This window comes from Candidatus Sericytochromatia bacterium (assembly GCA_035285325.1).
Taxonomy (GTDB): Bacteria; Cyanobacteriota; Sericytochromatia; order S15B-MN24; family JAQBPE01; genus JAYKJB01.
Genome location: JAYKJB010000046.1, coordinates 1 through 16,544, shown reverse-complemented (window position 1 = coordinate 16,544; position 16,544 = coordinate 1). Strand labels below are relative to the sequence as shown.

The window sequence follows — 16,544 nt, the reverse complement described above, 5'->3', positions numbered from 1 at the left end:
TCACCAGCATAAGGAGGCGCTCCATGTCACACGCTCGAAGTCCTCGCGACTGGGCCCGCTGGGCCACCGCTGCCAGTTTGTCCGTGGTCGGCGTCGCGACCGGGTGCGCCAGTCCGGAGCGCGGCCTCTTGCCGACCCAGGGGACGCTGCTGGCCGGTGAAGCCGGGCACCCTGCCTTTCCGGTCAGTCGACAAGGCAATCAGCTGGTGTGCGGCGGTTGCGGCACGCCTTTGGGCAGCGATGGACGCCATCGGATTGGCGCCTTTCTGGTCCGTAACCTGCAGTATATGCGCAGCCGTGAGGCGTTCACGCGCGTGGCGTCGCCCAGTCAAGCGCGTTTGAAGGATGTGCTGATCGAGGCGATCGCCAAGATCGGTCCCTCCAAACTGGGTTTCCGCCTGCCGGACGAGGCGCCATTGGCCGTCGGCGTCGACCGGGTGAATCAGTTCCCGGACCCTTGTCCCACCGACCAGTGCTGGCGCGATTACGTCAAAAGACATCCCCAGGGTTGCTGCATTCCAGACGGGGTAGCGGCGCCAGACGCCCCTTACTGACTGGAGGACGCGCTGCAGGGCCAGTCTGGTCCTGATGACCTGTCCACCGTTCTCGGTGCCCCGGAATTCATCGACCTCTATCAGTGCTTTCCTTATTGCGGCGGTGCGGGAGACCCTCCTCCGCCGGAGCCCGTGCCCTTCACGCTGCGCGTGGTGGAGTCATCCGCACCGGACCTCGGTCAAGCCCAGGGTGGGGGTGTGGCCAACTGTCCTGTGACCATGACAGGAGACCGTGACGGCACCACCAATTTCACGACCAACGGCTCCGGTAATCTCAGTGGTCAGTACAAGCCGGAGAGTACCCCGACGTTCGTGGCCAGGAAGTGGAGCATCTCGGATACGGGGGGGCCAGGCTCGACGCTGACCCTGCGAACCGACGCGTCCATGAAACTGGGGATGGAGGCTTCCGGAGCTCCGGAGGCCAGCGGGCAAACCTTCACCATCACGGCGGCTGCCAATGGGGGCGGCAACCAATCGCTCTCCCGGGCCATTTCAGCCGCCCCAGCGGTTCCAACCTTCCTCAAGGTTCCCCGCAGTGGTGATGGCGTCTCCACCATTGCCGTCACGGCCGTCGACCACCCCCGCTTCACCTGGGATTCGGATGCTCCACTCAACCTGACGGCGTCGGCGAACATTGGAAAAATCTCCAATTCAACCATGCGCTTCCGGGCGATTCACAAATGGGTCAAGGTGACGGTCAACTTCAAGTTGCCCACCGGGGTCACCAACACAGAGGGCATCGACCAGATCGAACTGTCGGCCTACCCCTACCTGGTGGACGCCGCTTCGCGGCCGGTGTACGGCGCCAAGATCAAACTGCCGGCGGCGACCCTGACCGATGGCAGTATCTACACACAAACCAATCCCACCCTCAAGGGCGGGCGACTGATGTACTTCCTGTCGAGAGCCCGTCTGGCGGCCGGGCTGGCCACCTACCACGAGAAGCTCTTGATTCACGCGGAGGGTGGCTTCTGGATCTCCAAACCTGACCTGGCCAACGAGTTGATCACCATCGACGATGCGGCCCGCGTATCTGGCGCGATCACCAAGAACATCGAATTGGAGTTCAATGGCGGGGGCAAATAGCCCTCGCCTGGTCGAGGGGGGCGTCCCGGCCGGGATTGCCCCCCGTGCTTTTCGGGGGCTTCCTTGCTGCGAGCGGGCTTTTCTCGATGGCTTTCCGCCTGTGCCTGTCTGGCAGGCTGTGTGGCCGCCCCCCCATTTGAGGGCCTCCCTTCGCCTTCGGTTGGCCCGCCCGGGCTGGGGGAGGCGCTGGCGGATGGTGCGCCCGCTTTGCGCCCAAGGGCTCAGATTCCCACCGCGCGGGTCCGTCTGGAGCCCGCCGTGTTCGCGGGCGAGGACGCACTTGTCCTGCCTCCTGACGTGCTACCGGCTCCCCATCTGTGGCGTCTGAAACCAGGGCGAACGCGCCTGGGCATGCCGCGTCCAGGCAACGGACTCTACCTGGTGCTCGCCACCCCTGCGAGAGAGACGGTGGGTTCCACGCAGGCCCTGCAGGTGGAGGGCGCGGCCCTCAATCCACCAGGGGAGTCTCCCGTGCCCTTGCTCGACGCAGACCAGGCCGCATCGGACTCCGCTTGTGGGAGCCTGGGGGCGGCCGTGACCGACCAGCCCTCCGCGGCGTGGAAAATTCAAGCAACCTCCGAGCCCTCCGAGCCCTCCGAGCGGGAGTCGTTCTGGGTGATCCGGCCGGGGCTCCCGGCCCCCCCCGGCAGCGCCTACGATGAGGTGGAAACCCCCTGTCGCAGGGTGTTCACGGGGGAGCGTTGTTATGTCTACCTGGATGAACGCGTGACGGCCCCGCTCGCGCGCCGTGAAGCTGAGGCCTTGGGAGCGGTGTTCGACGCGCAACTGGCACCGGGGGTCACCGGCTTGCTGGGCCCGCTTCCGCAGCCGGGCATCGACGGTGACCCCCGGGTCTATCTGGTTCTGAGTCCCGAGGTTTCGGCGGGCGGGCGCTCGACCGCACTGGCCTATTTTGCGCGCCGAGACCAGCGGCTTCGCAGCGACGCCAACCCCTCGGCGCGCCACTCCAATCAGCGGGACGTGCTGTTTATCGACGCGCGAAACCTGCTACCTGAGTCCCGCAATGACCTCTACACGGCTGTGTCGCACGAACTGGGACATCTGGTCCATTTCACCCGGCAAGCGCCCAAGCTACCACCCGGTCAAGAGGAAAAACTCTGGCTCGAAGAGTCTCTGGCGATGCTCGCCTCTCACGCCTGTGGCTTGGGTTACGCCGCCTCGCCGACCATGTTTCGCCACGTGCAGGCCTACTTGAGTCAGGCTTACAAGTACTCCCTCACGGACTGGCCGGGCAACCCGGGGCGGGTGGGCTATGGGATGGGCTATTTGTTTTTACTCTACCTGCAAGAGCGCTTTGGCCAGGACGTGATCACGGAACTGGCCGACCGCGCTGAGGTCGGAAAGGACGCCTTGGAACGTGTCCTGACTGCTCGTGGCAGCAGCTATCGGCAGGTCTTTGGAGACTTTTCCGTGGCCCTGGTCAATGACGATCTGTTCGAACCCTGGGAGAGCCCCTGGCAATTCCCTCGCAGTCGCTTGCGTGACGTCACCCCTTGGGGGCAGCTGAATGGTCCGGCAGCGATGCGGATGGGGCCCGACGGCGCCCTGGTGCCCCGGCGTGCCGATGTCGCTTACATGTTCCACGTGAAGCCCGACCCGCTTGCCACTGCTTTGCTGGTGCGCTGGCAGGGCGATGGAATCCTGGCGGCTTTGGTTCCTTGAAAGGAAAACTCCCAGGGCGGGCTTGGCCATTCCCTGGGAGTCCGCCCTTCCCCCGGAGAACCGAGGGGCCACGAGGATTCAAGTCCGAGTGGCCAAGCTTGAAGCTCAGTCGTTGCGGGCGCCCGCGTCGCGCCAACTGCGCAGCACGGTCAGTTCAGCCTCCGTGAACTTGGGGCCACGGGGAGGCATCCGGCCGCTCTCAACGGCTTTGACGATGGGCACGATGCGGGCCGCCACGTTGGCGTGCGCCACCTGGCCGGCGTCGTCGAAGATCTCGACGGCCCGGGAGCCGCGGCCGCCGGGCGTGTGGCAGCCCATGCAGCGAGAGGCCAGCAAGGGGGCCACCTGGGCCTTGAAGGTGGCCGGGGCGGTGTCGGCAACGCGGATGGCGCGTTGGGGGGTCCGGGTCATGACGGTGGTGGGGCGCGTGGCGCAGGCGGCCAGGGCCGAGACGATGATCAGCGCCAGCGAGGCGGCGAACCAATGAATGCGAGGCATGGAAGCAGTTCCTTGGGGGGCAAAGACGGCTGTGTCACGAGGGGGAGCGCGACGGGAGGCCGGCAAGGGGGAGGGACAGGCACGGTTTGGATCCCACCGACGGCGCCGCAGCCCAACTGCAGAGGCGGGTGCACTGGCCGATGACGCGAACCTGATGAGATCAGTGTATCGGGGAAACCCCTGCCCTTGATGCGTGAAATAGGGGGCTTGATATTAAGGAAAGTTTTTTATACAATTAAGAAACAGTTAAAAACAGGCACCACTTGCCCCCGCTCCTCGTCGTTTCGCCGCGCTCCGTCACGCGATCCGACTGTCCGTGGTACAAGGAGGTGCAACCCGTTTGAACATTCTTCAATGGCGAGGAGGTTCCGGTGTACAACACGGCCATCACGGCAGACACGCCCCTGAGCGTGTACACGCTGTCGGATGCCAGCGGGCAGACGGCGGAGAACGTCACCAAGGCGTGTGTGGCACAGTTCGCGGGGCTGCCCGTGCGGATCGTGCGGCTGCCTCGCGCGGTCAACGTGCAGCAGGTGGAGAATATGGTCGCGCTGGCGGCCGCTCAGGGGCCGGCCCTATTCGCCTACACGATGGTGCAGGATGGCGTGCGGGAGGCTTTTCTGGCCGCGGCAGGGCGCCACGGCATTCCCACGGTGGATCTGCTGGGGCATCTGATCGAACAGCTCTCCGCGGTGCTGGGCGCCGCGCCGAACCGCCAAGCGGGGGCCTTGCACACCAAGGACGAAGAGTATTTCCGACGCATGGACGCGATCGACTTCGCGATCAAGTACGACGACGGCAAAAGTCCGCAGGGGCTTCGCCAGGCGGAACTGGTCATCTTGGGCGTGTCTCGCACCTCCAAGACACCGACGTGCATGTACCTGGCGCAGAATCAGGGCATCAAGGCAGCCAACGTGCCCTTGGTGCCGGGGGCCGATCCGCCCAAAGAAATTTTCGAATTGCCGCCTGGACGCATCGTGGGGCTGACCGTAAAACCGGAGATGCTGACGGAAATTCGCGGCAGCCGCCTGGTGACCTTGGGCCTGCCGCCCGAGAGCGCCTATGCCGACAAGCAGAAAATCACCGACGAACTGGGCTTTGCAGACCAGCTGTTCCGGCGCCTGCGCTGTCCGGTCGTCGACGTGACCTTCAAGGCCATCGAAGAAACGGCCTCCGAAATCCTCGAATTGTTGCAGCGAAAGGAGCTCTTCTGAAATGACGCCCGCCCAAACCGCCGCTGCCCAGCGCGTTTACATGTTTGCCGAAGGCTCCGCCGACATGCGGGAACTGCTGGGGGGCAAAGGCGCCAACCTGGCCGAGATGACCCGGGCAGGTCTGCCTGTCCCTCCTGGCTTCACGATCCCGACCACGGTCTGCAACGAATACTACGACCTCGGGCAGCGCGCCCCGGCGGATCTCTGGGATGCCGTCACCGCGGCCCTGGCCCAGGTCGAGCGCGCGACCGGCAAGGGCTTTGGCGACGTGCAAAACCCCCTGCTGATCTCCGTTCGCAGCGGTGCAAAGTTCTCTATGCCCGGCATGATGGACACGATCCTGAACCTGGGACTGAACGATGAGACGGTGGAGGGCCTGATTGCGCAGACGGGCAACCCGCGCTTCGCCTACGACGCTTACCGGCGCTTCGTGGCCATGTTCTCCAGCGTGGTGCTCGATTTCCGGCTGAGCCACTTCGAGCATCTGCTCGAAGACTTCAAGCACCGCCTCGGCGTGAAGCTCGATACCGAGCTCGACGCGGCCACCTTGAAGGAAATCGTTGGGGCTTACAAGCGCCTGGTGGTGCATCATCTGGGTATCGAGTTTCCCAGTGACCCGCGCGCCCAGCTGCGCATGGCGGTCGAGGCGGTGTTCAAGAGCTGGAACAACGACCGCGCCATGACCTATCGCAACCATCACAAGATTCCCCACGATCTGGGCACGGCCGTGAACATTCAGGCCATGGTCTTCGGCAACATGGGTGACGACAGCGGCACCGGCGTGGCCTTCACGCGCAACCCCAGCACGGGCGAAAAGAAGCTCTACGGCGAGTATCTGACCAATGCGCAAGGCGAGGACGTGGTGGCGGGCCTGCGCACGCCCAAGCCGATCAGCGAGCTGGAACGTGACATGCCGGAGGTCTACGCCCAGTTCACGGCGATCGCCGAGCGCCTCGAACGGCACTATCGCGATATGCAGGACCTGGAATTCACCGTCGAGAAGGGCAAGCTCTACATGCTCCAGACCCGGAGCGGCAAGCGCACCGCTCAGGCGGCCGTGAAGGTGGCGGTAGAGATGGCCCAGGAGGGCTTGATCAGCCATTCCGAGGCCCTCATGCGGGTTGAGCCGACCGCCTTGAATCAGCTGTTGCACCGGCGCATCGACCCCCACGCCAGGCTCGACTTGCTGGCCAAGGGCCTGCCGGCTTCGCCTGGGGCCGCCACCGGGGCGATCGTCTTCGATGCGGATGAGGCGGAGCGGCTCGGGCGTCGCGGCGACAAGGTCGTGCTGGTGCGGGTCGAGACCTGCCCGGATGACATCCACGGCATGATCCAGGCCCAAGGCGTGTTGACCAGCCGTGGGGGCATGACCAGTCACGCCGCCGTGGTGGCGCGCGGGATGGGCAAGCCCTGCGTGGCGGGCACCGAGGGCATCGAGGTCGACCTGCACGCCAAGACGCTGCGGGTGGGCGATCGCCTGTTCCGCGAGGGCGACGTGATCAGCATCAACGGCGGCACTGGCGAGGTGATCGCGGGGGAAGTGCCCATGATCGAGCCGGAACTGTCCGGGGAGTTCAACCTGCTGATGCAATGGGCGGACGAGACGCGCCGCCTGGGTGTGCGCGCCAACGCCGACACCCCTGAAGATGCCGCCAAAGCCAGGGAATTCGGGGCGCAGGGCATCGGCCTCTGTCGCACCGAGCACATGTTCATGGCGCCCGACCGGTTGCCGGTGGTGCAGGACATGATCCTCGCCCGGACCGAGGGCGAGCGTCGGGCGGCCCTGGCGCAGCTCCTGCCGATGCAGCGGGAGGACTTCCGCGGCATCTTCCGCGAGATGGCGGGTCTGCCCGTGACGATTCGTCTGCTCGACCCGCCGCTGCATGAGTTCCTGCCAAACGAGCGGGAACTGATCGCGGAGGTGGCCTTCCTGAAGTGCCAGGGCAATGACCCGGCGCGCCTGGCCGTGCGCGAAAAGTTGCTGCGGGAGGTCGAACGCCTCGCGGAAGCCAACCCGATGATGGGCCTGCGGGGCTGCCGGCTGGGGCTGACCTTCCCTGAAATCAACGAGATGCAGGTGCGTGCCATTTTCGAGGCCGCCTGTGAACTGCAGCGGGAAGGCGTGCAGGTGCTACCGGAAGTCATGATCCCGCTGGTCGGACACGTCAATGAGCTCGCCCGGGTCCGGGCGCAACTGGAGGCGGTGGCCCAGGCGGTCATGACCGAATTGAACTGCCCGGTCGACTACAAGTTCGGCACCATGATCGAGCTGCCCCGGGCGGCCCTCACGGCCGACCAGGTGGCCAGGGAAGCGCAGTTCTTCTCGTTCGGGACCAACGATCTGACCCAGATGACCTTCGGATACAGCCGGGACGATGCGGAGGGCAAGTTCCTGACGCGTTACCTCGACCTCAAAATTCTCGCCAACAACCCGTTCGAAGTGCTGGATCGGGAAGGCGTCGGGTCGCTGATGCGGATCGCCGTCGAGAAGGGACGCGCCGTCAATCCGGGCATCAAATTGGGGGTTTGTGGGGAGCACGGCGGTGAGCCATCGTCCATCGCCTTCTGCCACGACCTGGGGCTCGACTATGTCAGCTGTTCGCCCTTCCGGGTTCCCATCGCCCGGCTGGCCGCCGCGCAGGCCCACGTGAATCCGGGAGCTGAGCGGGATCGCTGAGTTCCCTGCCCCTGCCGGAATTCGGTTTTCGGGAGCACCGCCTGTGGTACAGAATGCCATGGTGGTGCTTCCTTGCGCATGGATGCGTGCAGCCGGGAACCCCTCGGCTGTGAAGGAATGACGTGCCATGGACTTTCGGCAGACAGTCCCAGCTTGGCTGGCGGTCGTGCTTACCTTGTCAGGGTGTGGGGGATTTGCCGGGACGGCTCCACAATTCGATGGGGCGCCTGCTGGAGGCGCACGTGTCGACGCCGGCACCTGGTTGCGCCTGAGCGGTCAGGCCTTGCTCGCCGACCGTGCCCTCGTGAATCCTTCTCTTCGCCTGTTCGATCTTCTGACCGGCGCCGAGTATCCCGTCTCGAAAACCGCTCCTCAGGGGCAGGCCGCAGGCCGCCCGGACTGGTTCTCAGCGGAAGCTTATATCCCGGGCTTGATCTCCAATCAGACCACGGGCCAAAACCTGATTGCGGCAGGCAGCCAGAACCTGATTGCGGCAGGCAGCCAGAACTTGATTGCCGCAGGCGGGCAGAATCTGACGGATTCCCCTCCAGGCGTTGCCGGACAGGCGGCCGGACCGCTGCGGGTGTTTCGTCTGGTGGCGGAAGAAAACGGAGTGGCCTTGGTGTCGCTCGTGGACAGTGCGGGGCGCAGCGTGGCCTCCGAGGTCGGCGCGGCCTACCGCCTGCGCCAGGCAGGGCCGGCCACCGTTGTGCTCACGCCGGCCTCGACCTTGGTCGCCAAAGCCTTTGAGGGTGCCCTCAAGCTTCAGTATGACCTGGCTTCCTACTCTGAACAGGCGGCCGGTATCACCGAGGTCTTCGGGCAGGCTCGCCAGGCCTTGCGCGTGGCGCAACAGGTGCTGGCCGCCGAGCCTGAGCGTGCGCGCCGAATCGCCACGGCACTGGATGGGACGGGTGCTGTCCGTGATCCCGAGACGTTCCGCCGCGCCGCGACGGAGGGGGGCCTGGGGCAGGAGCTTTCGGCTCGCCTCTCTGAAACGCTGACCAGCTGGGCCAGCCGAAGGAACGCGCAGCCGGATGGGGCATTGGCACTCGTGGGACGCGCCAAGATCGACGCGCAAGATTTTCCAGCGGGTGGGGTGCTGCTGAAAAACGGGGGCGAGTTGGAGGTGCGAGGCAAAGATGGCGAGACGCTCGTCCTCAGACGCCCCCCGGCAACGCCCTCGCCAGATGGCGGCGACAAAGTCGCGGGCGCCAATGGGGCGGCGGGACGAAGCGGGGCGGCGGATGGCAATACAGGATTGCCGACTGGCTCAGCCGGCCGCAATGGTGGGAATTCTGGTGGAAGCAGCCGAGGGGCAGGGAGCGGCGCTCCTGTCAGTGGAGGCGCAGGTGAGACCCGACCGGACAGGGCGGGCCCCGGCGACGCTGCCGGCGCCGGGGTGAGCAGCACTGACAAGGGAAATTCAAGCGCTGCCAGCAGCAGCTCCGGAGACACGAGCTCAGGCAGTGGTCAAATCGGCAGCGCGGGTGGGAACAGCGATGCGAGCGGAAGCTCGGGTAGCAGCAACGGCAACGCGGGTGGGAACAGCGATGCGAGCGGAGGCTCGGGTAGTAGCAACGGCAACTCGGGTGGGAACAGCGGTGGGGGCGGGAACTCGGGGAGTAGCAACAGCAACTCGGGTGGGAACAGTGGCGGCGGCGGGAACTCGGGAAGCAGCAACAGCAGTGCGGGTGGGAGCGGCGGCGGCAGCGGGGACTCAAGCAGCAGCAATGGCAACGCAGGTGGTCATGGCGGTGGTACCGGCAAACGCTGAAGGGGATTGACGTGCTTTCAGCCCCAACGCTTCGCGAGGATGCCTGCCAGCAGGAGTGTCCTTGAACCATGGCCGAACGCCACGAACAGGCCAGACAGGATCTGCACATCTGGCAGAACGGCCAACCCGCGAATTTTTATCAGACCAACCCGCAGCTTCAGCGGCTGAGCCGTTGTTGGCTGCCGGCTGACGCGCTGGCCCGCCACGACGCTGATTTGCGACATTTCGGTGCGCTGGCCGCGACCACCCTCGATCAGGCGGCGATCGTCAACAACCGGGATGGCAACCTGCCACGTCTCGACCGCTGGTCCCCGATCGGAGAACGCACCGAGGGCATCGAGCACCACCCGGCCTACGAGGCCTGTGGCCGGGCCATCTACCAGGAGGGCCGGTTGATAGCCGTCTATGCGGAACGGCCCGCGAATGTGCTGGCCCAGGCGCTTTTCTACCTGAGCAGCCATGTCGGTGAGGCCGGGCATAACTGCCCGGTGGCCTGCACCGCGGGCCTGGTCAGCGTGCTGCAGGGGCCGGCTTCGCCCGAATTGCGCGCGCGTTACCTGCCCCCGCTGCTGAACGATGCGTGGGGGGAGCGTTTCGATGGGGCCCAGTTCCTGACCGAAATCCAGGGCGGCTCGGATGTGGGGGCCAATGCCGTGGTGGCTCGCCCGGATGGCGAAGCCTTTGGCACGACCTGCTGGCGGGTATGGGGCGAGAAATGGTTCTGCTCCAACGCCGGTGCCGACCTGATTCTGATGACCGCGCGCATCGAGGAGGCGCCCGAGGGGACGGCCGGTCTGGCGCTCCTGCTGGTGCCTCGACGTCTCGAGGACGGCCGTCTCAATCATTTCCGATTGCGACGTTTGAAGGACAAGCTGGGCACCCGCTCCCTGCCCTCGGCCGAGATCGATTTCGAGGGAGCGGTGGGTTACGCCATCGGGCGCGCCGAAGATGGCTTTCGGCATGTGATGAACCACGTCATCAACACCTCCCGTCTCTACAACACCACCGGCTGTGCCGGAATCGCGCGACGGGCCCATCTGGTGGCGCAGGGGTATGCCCGGTCACGGCAGGCCTTTGGACGCCCGATTGCCGAATTTCCGCTGGTGCAGGAAATGCTGGCGCGCACGGCGGCCGTGAGTGCGGTCCTGCTGGCGGGGAGCCTACATCTGGCGGCCGCACTCGATGCGCTGGCGCGCGTCGAGGCGCCCGACGAGCCAGAGCGGGCCTTTGTGCGGATTGCCGTGAACCTCTGCAAGATGGCCTCTTGTCAGCATTCCCATCGGGTGGTGCTGACGGCGATCGAAACGCTTGGAGGCAATGGGGCGATCGAGTCCTTCTCAGTCCTGCCGCGACTGCTGCGCGACAACGTGGTGTACGAGAACTGGGAGGGCACCCACAACGTGCTGCTGGCCCAAACCTCGCGCGATTTTCAGCGCGACGGGCTGCGTGAGGGGTTTTTCGCGGGCCTGCAACGCCGCCTGGAACAGGCAGATGATGGAACGGGTCTTCTGCAACCCGCCTGGGAGGTCTTTCAGCAGGCCCAGCAGGCCTGGCCGCGAATCGCCTCGGAACCCGACGACGGAATGGCGGTTTTGTTCCTGCGGCCACACCTTGAAAAACTGGCGGATGTCTTTTTTGCTGCGGCCTACGCGGCCGATCTGGCGGAAGAGGCGGATCCGGTTCGTCGGGCGCAGGAGCGTGAGGCGTTGGCATTTTTTGTCCAGGAACGCCTGGCCTCTGCGATGCCCACGCGGGATCAATCCTATGCCGCCCGGGTCGCCCTGGTGGCCACGCTGGCGTGAACGTGCCCTGGCCGTTGCGGCGCTTAATGCCCGGTGCAGGCCACTCGCAGCCGTTGCCAGGCATGCGCATCGTAAAGGGCCGGCACGCGCGCCGGCCGGTGGCCACGCCAGCGTGCATCCAGCTGACGCATCCGGTCGGCCAGTTCCGGGTGGCTCGAGAGCAGCCGCAGGGAGGCGCTTTCGCCACGTCTGACCGATTCCTCCTGCGACAGGGCTGCCAGCGCCAGGCGCAGGCTGTTCGGGTCGACTCCACTGGCTGCGAGACGCTGAGCCCCGGCCTGGTCGGCTTCCTGCTCAGCCGCCCGAGAATGGGCGAGCTGGTCCAGGCTCTGGCTCAGGCCCACCAGCTGACCGAAGCCTGCCGCGTCCCCGGTGAGACCGGACAGTAGCAGCTGCCCTGCCATTTGCCGCATGATCGCCCTCGTGGTGTGGCGCTTTTCCACGTGCTCCATCTCGTGCGACAGGATTCCGAGCATCGCCTCGGGGGTCGGCATGGCGCTCCACAGGCGCTCGAAGACGACAATCTGCCCGCCTGGGGCGGCCAGGGCATTGACGGTGTCCCCATGCACCAGCACCACGCGATAGGGATAGCGGCTGCCCCCGCTCAGCTGCCGCATCAAGCGATTCAGGGCCTGCTGCTTGGCACGCACTGGGCAAACCGGATGTTCCCGCTCCAGATCGCCCACCACGGCCTGTCCCAGGGCCGTTTCCCAGCGCCGAGGAACCGTCTCCGCCACCCGGTCCGTCAGGATTGGCAGCAGCACCCTCCAGGCCAGCAGGTACAACCCGAACGTCAGGCCCAGCGCGGCGAGGGCGTGGCGTGTCAGCTGTCGCGCGGGGTGGGGCCGGCCAAAACGGGCGGCTGGAGCGAGGGCTTCCAGCGAACTCAGAAAGGCCTGGTCGCGGAGCACCACGCTCGGGGAGGGCCCCTGCCGGCGCCACTGAAGGCGCACGTGTTCGCCGGGCAATCGGCCTTGCAGCAGGTCGAGTTCCGGATAGGGCCAGAGGGCTTGCCTGCCGTCTGGCCATTCGAGCGCCAGACCGCGGCTGGTAATGGTCAGGAGAACGGGTTGGGGTTTGGCCGTTTCCCCGTCAAAGACACGGGCCTCCCAGCTGGCCGTGGCCTGCTTCGTCATTGGCATCCCCTCAAAGCCGCGCGTTTCAGGCGCCGAAGTCCAGTTCCACGTCCATCGATTCCAGCAAGGCATCTCCGCTCGCTGAAGCTTCCAAGGCCTCCTGGCGAATGGCGGCCAGATTCAGGGGCCCTACCAGGCGCAGGCACGAGGCCTGGTATCGCCAGCTGCGCACGATGTTCCAGGGCATGGCGAGGCCGACGGTCAGGGTGGCCAGCACCATGTTGATCAACCAGACCCTGAACAAACCGACGAAGGTCACGTCCGAGCGAAAGCGAGCCTTGCCAAAGCGGGTGGCTTCGGCACGCGCGCGGGTCCAGGTGGCCGCGGTCCAGACCAGGCTGATGCCCAGTGAGAAGGGAGCGGCCAGCAGTCCCAGGACCCACGACACGATCAGGTTCTTGCCTTCCAGTTGGCACTGAAAAGGCGCGTTGCCGTAGTAGGTGTGATTGGTCAGTTCATTCTGCAGGCGGGCGTAAAAATAGGGCCACAGCAGGCCAAGGCTCAGCACCGTCAGCAGGGCGAAGGGCGACAGGCGCAGGATGGCTCGCCATATCACGCCTCGGTAAGAGAAGCGAATGCCCTGGTAGGCCGTCCGGCTCAGGACGTAGCGGCGCGCGCTCACCAGGGCGAAGGGCAGGAGCAGCGTGGCCACCAGCGGCGAGGCCACACCTCCCACCAGCAAGGCGAGCATGCTGGGGTCCAGCATCGCCGACCACGGCTCGGGAATCAGGTTCCAGGCCAGGCCCCCGATGACCGCCCCGAAGCCCAGCAGGGCGAGCACACCCAGGCCGATCAGGCGAACCATCCCCAGGAAGGATTCCTTGCCGGTTCCGTGAAAGGTGAAACGCTCCTTGCGGAAGGACAGCTGGCCGTAAAGATACTGCCGCATTTGCGCCCGCGCCCAGAAGCGGTAGACGCCCAGCGTGACGAACGTCAGGCAGCTGTTGATCACCCACAGCTTGAGCAGGGTTCCCCCTGTGCCATGGAATTCAAACCGGGCCACCGCCTTCTTGCGCTTTTTCCCAGCTGGAACGCTGTCATCCCCGGACTTTGCGCGACGTTTGCGGGGGCTATCCGTCACGGTTTCCAGGGAAGGAGAGGCTTCCTGCTCCTCGCCGGCATTTGCGCCACGCGTGTCGGGGGACGGGCGGACCTCCTCGCCACAATCGCAGGTCGTTCTGGGGGGCTCGACCCAGGACAGACAGGCGGGGCACTCCACGCTTCAACCCTCTTTCAATTCCAGCAGTTCCACCTCGAACAGCAGGGTGGACCGCGGGGGGATGCGCCCGGTTCCCTTTTCCCCATAGCCGAGTTGGGGAGGAATGACGAGCTTTCTCACCTCTCCTACCCGCATTCCGAGTACTCCTTGCTCCCAGCCCGCGATCACGCTCCCGGCCCCCAGTTTGAACCGGAAGGGGCTCTCGCGCTGCCGCGAGGTGTCGAACAAGGTACCGTTCGTCAACCAGCCGGCGTAATGCACCACCACCTGATGTCCCTTTTCAGCCACCTTCCCATCGGGTTCCCCCGCGCGAATGATGGTGTAACCGAGACCACTCGGCAGCGACACGGCCGCGGCGGTGTTGAGCGGAAAGCGCGGGCTCGGAGGGGGCGCGGTCGGTGCCGCGGAACGGTTCGGTGCACCGGGCGCGACAGAGGGGCGGCGCGTGAGGACCGGAACCGGTTGCACCTCGGCGCCATCGCCGGGCTCCGGTGGGTTGACCGGCACCAGGGTGGGATCACAGCCCAGCGTGGCGAGTCCAATGGCGATCGCCGCCAGGCGCGGCCGATGGCGCCCCGCCAGCATCAGGGCTTGCCCTCGCGCAGGCCCTCCCCCAGCGCCCGCTGGAGGGTGAGCGCGTCGAACGGCGTGGCCAGCACGGCGCGAAGTTGCGCCAGCAGCAGTTCGTGACGGATGGCCTGCAACACCAACGCCCGGGAGATTCCCCGCACGGGGTCTGTCTCCGCCCCGAGGTCGGTCAAGACGTTGGCGAGTTGGGCATCGGCCGGAGCCTCTCCCAGGGCGACCTCTCCCACCACGAAACGCGCCAGATGGAGCGGGCCAAAGGGAATCGGCAGGCGCCCGGCTTTCTCCAGTTGCGTGTCCCGCGCCCAATCCTGGCCGCGTGGATAGTCGGACCGGAGGTTGATCTTGGTTCGGGCCGCTGTGGCGATCGCTTCCAGATATTCCCGCAACGTGCGGGCCACTGGTAAACCCACCAGGCCTCCCCCATTTCGTCTTCCCTCCAGGGTTGCTGGAATGGCTTCCTCCGAAATCGTCAGCTGCTCCGGCACGAGTCGGGCCAGCACCACCCGAGCCGCTTGCCGGCGATGGGCGGCTGGAATCTCGGCCTTGGGGCCCAGCGGGTTCGCGCGGGTCGCTTGCCACTGGCGGGCGATCGCGAGGACCGGCTGCCGGAGGCGTTCGGGGGCCTGAACAAAGGCCGGATCATCCTCCAACCCTCCGGCTTCGCTCGAGCCGCGCAGCCATTTGGCGATCAGACGCTCGCCCGACTGCTCCAAGACCTGCGTCAGCCAGCTGTCATTCGCGTCCAATCGGATGCTGCCGCTGGCAGGCGGCGTCAGCCAGGCCCGCATCACGGGGCGCATTCCGTCGCTGGCCCGGGCCTGTGCGGTGAGTTCCCACAATCCTGTGGCAGGCTCCAGCGGGAAGGCCTGGAACTCACCGACGCCATTCGTGTACACCTCGTAGACAGGTTGGCGCCTCGCCGTGGTGCCGAGGGGCAGGCGCTGGCCGGTGTCCACGCGGGTCAATGCGATGCGCAGCCCGACGGCCGGTCCCCCTTGCTCTGGAGCAGGCGAGGCGCTGGTGATGGGAGGGCTGGCCACCAAGCTCAGGCTGGCGACCTCGTCCGGGCGCGTGCCGGAAGCGTTTCGGTCAGCCACGACGAAACGTCCGGCCGGCGCCTCGCTGCGGGGTTCCCAGAACACAAAACGCCCGGTTTCCCCTCTGGGGGACCAGCGGCCGCCGCTGCTCAGCGCACTGGCCGCCTCGAGGTCAATCTGGCCGAGCAACGCCCGATGAGGCTGCGAGGGCGCCTGCAACAGCTCGAAACCGGCGACCGTTGCGGTGGCCACGGGTTGTTGCGGGCCTGAAGCGACCGTGACATTCACCGGAGACGGCGTCAAGAAGGCGGTCGGGCGCCATGGCGCCCCGGCTCCGACGGGAATCAGGGCATTGGTGTTCCGGGCAAAGGGCCCACTGACCGTCTCCACCAAGGGGGCCTTGAGATGGTCCGTATTGGGCAGGTCGTCCTGACAGCCTGACAGCAGCAGCAGGCCCATGGCCGTGACCGCCCAAGCTAGCAACCCTGCTCCGCTGCCTGCGTTTCCCGCCAAGCCCGTTCCTCCCATCCCGGTGGACCCAGGCCCTCATACCTGATTCTCGGCGCAGATGCAAGCCTTGGGGCACCCCTGGCGGTCATACGTGGCGTTTGGAGGACGCGGCGAATGCCCGTAAGTCTCGCGGGCACCGGGCATCGGGGGGAGGGAGATTCCTCCGCGTCATATGACCTTCGCCCGGAAAGCGTGGCGCTGGGTCATATCAATTTGCGTTTGGCGCGCGCAGGAAGTTCGCCCCAGAAGTGGCAGGCCAGTAGCAGCGCCAAGGCTTCCACAGCCACGGCCATACCCAGGTGATGCGTGGCGCGTATCGCGAGCACGAGGGCGCCTGTCATGACCAGCGCAATCGGCAACGTTTGGGCCCCGGAGATCACCCGGCCGTGTCCCCCGGGGAAGGGCAGCTGGCTCAGCCAGCCGTTGAGTCGAGCCAACATCAACCAGAGCCCCGCCCAAGAGAGCAGCCCCATCAGGGCGCGACAGCTCCACAGCTGGGGGCCGTGTTCCCGGGTCAACTGGGCCAGGGCATCTTCCTGCGTACCGGCGAAGAGGCGGTACATGCCAACGCCATCCCGTCGGTGAGGCGTCAGGCTGCCCATCGTCTCGAGTTCGCCATAGACTGTGACGGTTCCGCCCGGGGCGTAGGCGGCATAGCCGATGCGCAGATCTCCCACCTCGGGCTGCCGGGGATTGGCCTTGGCCAGGTAGAGCTTGTCCTCGAATACCTCCCCCCCTTGGGTCTGAAGGGTGCTGATGCGCA

General features: G+C 66.0%; 13 protein-coding genes. 7 read left to right on the top strand and 6 right to left on the bottom strand.

Translation table 11 applies throughout. The features are described 5' to 3' along the window. The first annotated feature begins 23 nt into the window (after positions 1–23). The 3 genes from VKP62_06230 to VKP62_06220 all read left to right on the top strand — a co-directional run bounded on the left by VKP62_06230 (position 24) and on the right by VKP62_06220 (position 3,323). On the top strand, positions 24–554 hold the full coding sequence (locus tag VKP62_06230) for a hypothetical protein (GenBank protein ID MEB3196784.1): 531 nt from the start codon (positions 24–26) through the stop codon (positions 552–554). A 132-nt stretch (positions 555–686) separates the two neighbouring features. Further along, a complete protein-coding gene (locus VKP62_06225) occupies positions 687–1,640 on the top strand; it encodes a hypothetical protein (GenBank protein ID MEB3196783.1) in 954 nt (317 codons plus the stop codon). A 258-nt stretch (positions 1,641–1,898) separates the two neighbouring features. Beyond that, entirely contained in the window at positions 1,899–3,323 is a 1,425-nt protein-coding gene (locus VKP62_06220) for a hypothetical protein (GenBank protein ID MEB3196782.1), read from the top strand. Between the two features lie 105 nt (positions 3,324–3,428). Here the strand turns inward: VKP62_06220 and VKP62_06215 are convergent, their stop codons facing one another. Next, positions 3,429–3,821: a hypothetical protein gene (locus VKP62_06215; GenBank protein MEB3196781.1), complete on the bottom strand. Its 393-nt coding sequence runs from the start codon at positions 3,819–3,821 to the stop codon at positions 3,429–3,431. 371 nt (positions 3,822–4,192) lie between these two features. Here VKP62_06215 and VKP62_06210 point away from each other — a divergent pair, with 371 nt between their 5' ends. From VKP62_06210 to VKP62_06195, 4 genes are all read left to right on the top strand, one after another. Beyond that, positions 4,193–5,035 (top strand): pyruvate, water dikinase regulatory protein, encoded by an 843-nt coding sequence (locus VKP62_06210; protein MEB3196780.1) that lies wholly within the window; start codon positions 4,193–4,195, stop codon positions 5,033–5,035. 1 nt (position 5,036) lies between these two features. After that, the gene (ppdK, locus tag VKP62_06205; GenBank protein ID MEB3196779.1) at positions 5,037–7,712 is read left to right on the top strand and encodes a pyruvate, phosphate dikinase; all 2,676 of its coding nucleotides are present in this window, start codon (positions 5,037–5,039) and stop codon (positions 7,710–7,712) included. Positions 7,713–7,839: 127 nt separating this feature from the next. Beyond that, positions 7,840–9,489, top strand: a complete 1,650-nt coding sequence (locus VKP62_06200) for a hypothetical protein (protein ID MEB3196778.1) — start codon at positions 7,840–7,842, stop codon at positions 9,487–9,489. 68 nt (positions 9,490–9,557) lie between these two features. Next, positions 9,558–11,291, top strand: coding sequence for an acyl-CoA dehydrogenase family protein (locus tag VKP62_06195; protein MEB3196777.1), 1,734 nt, complete (start codon positions 9,558–9,560; stop codon positions 11,289–11,291). Between the two features lie 23 nt (positions 11,292–11,314). Here the strand turns inward: VKP62_06195 and VKP62_06190 are convergent, their stop codons facing one another. The 5 genes from VKP62_06190 to VKP62_06170 form a co-directional block, all read right to left on the bottom strand. Then, positions 11,315–12,427 carry a M48 family metallopeptidase gene (locus tag VKP62_06190; GenBank protein MEB3196776.1) on the bottom strand — a complete coding sequence of 371 codons (1,113 nt, stop codon included), beginning with the start codon at positions 12,425–12,427 and terminating at the stop codon, positions 11,315–11,317. Positions 12,428–12,452: 25 nt separating this feature from the next. Further along, positions 12,453–13,508: a DUF898 family protein gene (locus VKP62_06185; GenBank protein MEB3196775.1), complete on the bottom strand. Its 1,056-nt coding sequence runs from the start codon at positions 13,506–13,508 to the stop codon at positions 12,453–12,455. Positions 13,509–13,649: 141 nt separating this feature from the next. Further along, positions 13,650–14,231 (bottom strand): FKBP-type peptidyl-prolyl cis-trans isomerase, encoded by a 582-nt coding sequence (locus VKP62_06180; GenBank protein ID MEB3196774.1) that lies wholly within the window; start codon positions 14,229–14,231, stop codon positions 13,650–13,652. Next, positions 14,231–15,784, bottom strand: coding sequence for a hypothetical protein (locus tag VKP62_06175; protein MEB3196773.1), 1,554 nt, complete (start codon positions 15,782–15,784; stop codon positions 14,231–14,233). The genes VKP62_06180 and VKP62_06175 overlap by 1 nt, the downstream gene beginning before the upstream one ends. Positions 15,785–15,984: 200 nt before the next feature. Then, positions 15,985–16,544, bottom strand: a 560-nt coding sequence (locus VKP62_06170) for a TMEM43 family protein (protein MEB3196772.1), incomplete at its 5' end; no start/stop codon positions are given.

Coding starts and splice junctions, on each gene's coding strand:
- VKP62_06230 (MEB3196784.1), top strand. CDS start 24: ATGTCACACGCTCGAAGTCCTCGCGACTGGGCCCGCTGGGCCACCGCT.
- VKP62_06215 (MEB3196781.1), bottom strand. CDS start 3,821: ATGCCTCGCATTCATTGGTTCGCCGCCTCGCTGGCGCTGATCATCGTC.
- ppdK (MEB3196779.1), top strand. CDS start 5,037: ATGACGCCCGCCCAAACCGCCGCTGCCCAGCGCGTTTACATGTTTGCC.
- VKP62_06200 (MEB3196778.1), top strand. CDS start 7,840: ATGGACTTTCGGCAGACAGTCCCAGCTTGGCTGGCGGTCGTGCTTACC.
- VKP62_06195 (MEB3196777.1), top strand. CDS start 9,558: ATGGCCGAACGCCACGAACAGGCCAGACAGGATCTGCACATCTGGCAG.
- VKP62_06190 (MEB3196776.1), bottom strand. CDS start 12,427: ATGACGAAGCAGGCCACGGCCAGCTGGGAGGCCCGTGTCTTTGACGGG.
- VKP62_06180 (MEB3196774.1), bottom strand. CDS start 14,231: ATGCTGGCGGGGCGCCATCGGCCGCGCCTGGCGGCGATCGCCATTGGA.